General features: G+C 41.2%; 1 protein-coding gene. It reads right to left on the bottom strand.

Annotated features, from left to right (window positions below; translation table 11 throughout):
* The coding region (locus tag ACNART_RS17800; protein ID WP_416303675.1) for a phage tail tape measure C-terminal domain-containing protein at positions 1–1,045 on the bottom strand (1,045 nt) is incomplete at both ends.

Below are 1,045 nucleotides of genomic sequence, written 5' to 3'. Positions count from 1 at the left end.
CCCCGTTAAAGCAAAATCGGCTAACGCATCAGACATATTATTAAGGGCATTGGTGGTGACATTTCTGACGTTTTCCATTACATCCATAGCCGACTCACTGAAATCCGATAAACCTTGTTTTAATCCCGCCATCGGATCGCCTTTCATGGCCTCTCGCTTCCTTAGCTCTTCCTCAATCTGCTGTTTAGTGAGTTCGACATTACGTTGTAAGTTCACCAGCTCTTTTTCGCCTAAATCCACACTGGCTTGCTGATACAGCACATCAATCTGACGAAGGGCATTAAGCTTTTCTTGCTCTGCGCGTGTCTTTCCTATCAAGGTGGTTTCAAATTGCATCTGCTCAATTTCTTTACCGCGATCATAAGCAAATTGCGCAACCGAGTTGGCACGCGCCAGATCATCAATGGCTTTCGCTTTTTCTTTTATCGTCTCAATCGCTTTGGGATCGATTTTTAAGATGGCATCAAACTTATCTTTATTCTGTTTGATATCAGCTAAGGCGGATGTGTACTCATTAAAGGAAGAGGTAGTGCCATACAGCTGAATACTTTGTCCATCCGCAATCAGTGAGGCTTGTTTTTCCTCTAATTCCGTTAAGATTTTGGTGTATTGCTTGGCATAATCAATGGTGGATTTTGGTGTTTTGGGTGGCTTAATTTTTTTAGACTGTAAAGCCAGTTGGGCTTCAATTTCAGCTTGTAACGCTTTGTCATACCCCATCATGTCCGGTGTAATTTTTCTACTCGCCAATACATCTTCTGCATTGAGTTTAGCTAAAGCCTTACCTTCTGCTTTAGATTTTTCAATAGTACGAAGAGAAGCATCGATTGATTTTTGTGCATCATCAGAAACAACAATTAACGATTTTGCCGAAAACTGCTGTTGCTCTTGGGTAGCTGAACGAATGGATTGCGCTAAATTATCAAAAGCAGAACCTTGTAGATGGAGTTTACCAATCAATTCATCAGATTTTACAGAAGCATCGTAAATACGGCTGGCATAAAGCGCATAGGCATTAGAGACCATCCCGTTTTTTTGAACTTCA

Origin of the sequence: Proteus sp. LHD240705 (assembly GCF_047921555.1) — a bacterium.
Taxonomy (GTDB): domain Bacteria; phylum Pseudomonadota; class Gammaproteobacteria; order Enterobacterales; family Enterobacteriaceae; genus Proteus.
This window is presented reverse-complemented; position numbering and strand designations above follow the sequence as displayed.